Source organism: Pseudomonas sp. PA-4-8C, assembly GCF_021606625.1.
Classification (GTDB): domain Bacteria; phylum Pseudomonadota; class Gammaproteobacteria; order Pseudomonadales; family Pseudomonadaceae; genus Aquipseudomonas; species Aquipseudomonas lactis.
This window is the reverse complement of record NZ_WKCD01000404.1, coordinates 1-3,455: the sequence shown is the minus strand read 5'-3', so window position 1 is coordinate 3,455 and position 3,455 is coordinate 1. Positions and strand designations below refer to the sequence as shown.

4 protein-coding genes and 1 pseudogene are annotated in these 3,455 nt (G+C 50.6%); 2 read left to right on the top strand and 3 right to left on the bottom strand.

Features of this window, described 5'->3' with window-relative positions; genetic code table 11:
- On the top strand, window positions 1-208 hold a 208-nt coding region (locus GIW04_RS29055), incomplete at its 5' end, for a hypothetical protein (RefSeq protein WP_236386736.1).
- A 21-nt stretch (window positions 209-229) separates the two neighbouring features.
- Here the strand turns inward: GIW04_RS29055 and GIW04_RS29050 are convergent.
- Window positions 230-1,048, bottom strand: a complete 819-nt coding sequence (locus GIW04_RS29050) for a hypothetical protein (RefSeq protein ID WP_147412236.1) — start codon at window positions 1,046-1,048, stop codon at window positions 230-232.
- Window positions 1,049-1,346: 298 nt separating this feature from the next.
- Here GIW04_RS29050 and GIW04_RS29045 point away from each other — a divergent pair, with 298 nt between their 5' ends.
- Window positions 1,347-1,988, top strand: coding sequence for a BRCT domain-containing protein (locus tag GIW04_RS29045; protein ID WP_120247842.1), 642 nt, complete (start codon window positions 1,347-1,349; stop codon window positions 1,986-1,988).
- Window positions 1,989-2,411: 423 nt separating this feature from the next.
- Here GIW04_RS29045 and GIW04_RS31645 read toward each other — a convergent pair whose 3' ends face one another.
- Both GIW04_RS31645 and GIW04_RS29040 read right to left on the bottom strand, forming a co-directional pair.
- Entirely contained in the window at window positions 2,412-2,870 is a 459-nt protein-coding gene (locus GIW04_RS31645) for an RNA-binding domain-containing protein (protein WP_413469051.1), read from the bottom strand.
- 47 nt (window positions 2,871-2,917) lie between these two features.
- A pseudogene (locus GIW04_RS29040) lies at window positions 2,918-3,455 on the bottom strand (integrase domain-containing protein); the annotation flags it as partial.

Below are 3,455 nucleotides of genomic sequence, written 5' to 3'. Positions count from 1 at the left end.
TCAGGCTGTCACCTTGCCGGCGCATGAGCATCAGTGTCACTCGCTCTTCGGTATTCAAGTGGCTGTAGGTCTTTTTCATCGCAACACCTTACCTCAGGTGTTGCACTTGCTCCTTGAGACCGCCAAGTTTTACCAGACCCTGGTGGTCCCAAGACAAACAATGGGGTCTCGGGATCAGCATCGTAGATATCCAATTGCTCATGAATAAGGTCATCTAGCAATGGAAGTTTCATAGGGTTTTGTCTCGTCGAATACTAAAATTCGCAGGCTTAAAGAAAAGAGCGTAGTGGACATCCGTGGGCGTTTTGATTGTTTCTGTGAACCTGTCGATATGGTCAACCACTAAATTAAACCCTGCTTCGATGAGAAGCTTTTTAAAATCTGGGAATTTAGCTCTGGCCTCTGCGCGGGCACTATTAGTGTATAGCACGGCAGCAGGTCCCAAACTTGCCCTGGTATGGGCGTTAACCATGTCTCGTACCAAGTTTTCAATGTTGAGATTTGGGCTCGCTAGCAAATAAGATGCGACGAACAGAGTAAGGCTTCCGCGGATCGGGCCGAAATTTACCTGATTCAAGTCTTGCAAAAATTGGTACTTCGTACGATCGTGCAACCCGCCATGAGCCCGAGTGGCGTTAGCTAATCGCAGGCCAAGATCTCTCATCGATTGGTAGTGGTCTACGCCGTAGTAATCAAATACGTCGTTTTTGCCTAGCGTTGCCGCTAGAGATAGCCCGGCTGTGAAAGGGCCACAGCCGAGATCGATCATCAGAGGGTCGCCATAGCTCTGCCCTGGTTGAAATAGCTGACGGAAAGCGTGTTTCAATTCGTCTAAGTGTCTAACCTGATTGTACTTTGCATAGAGTAACGCCCTATCAGCGCCACTGAGGTGTCCGATTGGTGCGTCAAAATCCGCTTGTCCACCCTCTATGACGTCGGTAAAAACAGTCTGTCTTGGCCAACCTAAAAATGTTGTTGGAGTGGTTCGGTCGTCAGAAGAAATTTGATCGTTAATTTCAACGTCCAGCACCGTTTGCAGCCATGGCATAAGCATCCCTCTAAGCTCTACTGTCGACCATTCGGCATGGAAGAGTCGGAGTAGAACAGTCCATTTATTGGGTTCAAGTTGGTGATGCCAAAGTGCCACGAATTGCTTGGCGACGTCAATGTCAGCTTGTCATTTGTCTTGCCTCGAAGGTGGGGGAGAAAAAGGGAAAAGGGGACGGATTTATTTCCTCGACCAAAAAATGGGGGGCCGTGCGCAGGAGTGCTAGGTTTGAACACAACATTTCCCCAACCGGTAATGCTTCAGTGTTGAACCGATACCCATCCTAAGGAACCCCGTAATGGACCTACACAACGAGTTCGAAAACAGCAAATTCTTCCACCACGCCCGTATCGATCGACGCGCCGCCGATGCCTTGGTGGGACTGGCCGCGGGGATTACGGCGGACGGTGTCGTGAACACCAACGAAGCGGTTTTCCTAAAGCAATGGTTGGAAAACAACCTCGCCCATCTAAATGACCCGGTGATCAATCTGTTGTATTCGCGTCTGGCGTCCATGCTTCAGGACGATGCTCTGGACCCGGACGAGTCTCTTGAGCTGCTTCACATCCTGCGTAGCTTTTCTGGCCTGGGCATTGAGAGATCGAAGGTCGGCGAAGCTGTTGCCATTACTCCAACTGACCTTCCCTTCAATTTCCCAGCCCCTGACTTGGTGTGGGATGGCCGAATGTTTGTATTTACAGGCGTCATGGCCTTTGGGCCACGCAAAGATTGCCAGGCATTGGTCGAGGAGCGTGGCGGTTTGATTGGTGGTGGGGTGAGTAAGAAGGTGCATTACCTGGTGGTCGGCAGCGTGGGTAATGAGCAGTGGCGCCACAGCGCCTATGGAACGAAGATCATGAAGGCAGTGGAGCTGCGAGAGGCGGGTGCTTCGATTGCCATTGTGGGTGAGGATCACTGGCAAAAGATGTTGTTTGGTTGAGCTGGTCCAGGAAAAGGCTGCCGATTGTCCTGACTGGAAGATTGTCGGTGGGTTTGATGGGCTCATCGCGAGTAAGCTCGCTCCCACAGGTTTTTCAGGGTGTGGAGGAAAGTGAACACCCCAGAAACAACAAAGCCCTCGCATTTCTGCGAGGGCTTCGTTTTGTATGGTGCGGCACCAGACGAACGGTAGTAGTAGGCGGGGCTAGGTTTTCTGCGGGTCTGGAATTCGATGGACAAATTTGGTGTACTCCTAATAGTAACTATAAATAAATCGGCTCGTCATGGCGGTCAGTGGAATCGAAACCGGAATTTAAAAAGTGTCCTTGCATTGTCGACTTGTAAGATTTTTTTGAATTCGTGTCGCTAAATTAAATTGCGCTGCGCTGACACCAAGTCCAATACTATAGTATTTAGAGAAATTTTAGAAAGATGGCTCGACACCCACTCGTCTCAGTAGCTCACATTGAATTTCTACTGCGGACAATCGTCGTTTTCCTGCGTCAGTTTTAACGTAAACTTCTTGACTCCCGGTTGCGAATAGCAGGTTACGGCGAACTGCTGGGGCTCTCACCTCGACAAGATATAGGCCGTCAATAATTTTCATACCGTCACTTACGGGATGCAATTCTATTTGATAAGCAGTCGGTGCTATCGCTGGCGCAATTTTATGGAGCTTCTCTGTGACGACTCGCCGAAGCTCATCACATTCTCGCTCTGACAAAGACACACTAATAATAGATAAGTCTTCGTCACGAACACCCCAATATATTGAGCGATTTTGCGAAACTCCAACATTCATGAACGCTACCGCATATTGATCGACAAGTGATTTTATTGACCCAATTGGATTATTTCCTTTTATCTCCTTCAGTTCGCAAATGCGACTCTCTTGGTCCGGGAATTTAGCCCCTTTTATCCACGCTAGCTTTCGTTCGGTGCAAGCAGGTTGTGGCTACCGTCGGGCGAGACATGATGGGCGAATGCCAGTGCACCGCGGATTTGATCGTTCACCGTGATCCAGCGAGGTGCCGACGCACCTGCGCGGCCACATTTGGTGCCATTCTGGATGTTGATCTTGCCGTAGTGTTCGACCTCACGTTCTAAACGCGGTAGGTCCGCCAAAATGGCCTCGCGTAAGCGCATGCCGGTGGCTCTCGCTAACTGAGCGATGGCTGCCGCGCGCAGCATTTTGTATTCGCAGAGCGCGTCGACGTTCTGCTTCACGTGTTCGGGGTCTTGGCCTTGCGGTACCGAGCAGCGAACACTGGTGCGCCGCATTCCCAGCGCCTTGCTCGGCGGCACTTTCACATACTGATCACCGCGAAGCGCAGCCATAGTCCGGTTAACGCTGGATAATCGATTTTGCGCAGTGGTGATGGCGAGCTCACCTTGTTCAACGTGGTGACGCAGATGTCCGGCATAGTCACGCAGGGTCTGTCGATCAATTTGCCGGGCATCGTTAAAC

What these genes read in the sequence shown, in the direction of transcription:
- GIW04_RS29050 (WP_147412236.1), bottom strand. Translation starts at nt 1,048, where the DNA reads ATGCCATGGCTGCAAACGGTGCTGGACGTTGAAATTAACGATCAAATT.
- GIW04_RS29045 (WP_120247842.1), top strand. Translation starts at nt 1,347, where the DNA reads ATGGACCTACACAACGAGTTCGAAAACAGCAAATTCTTCCACCACGCC.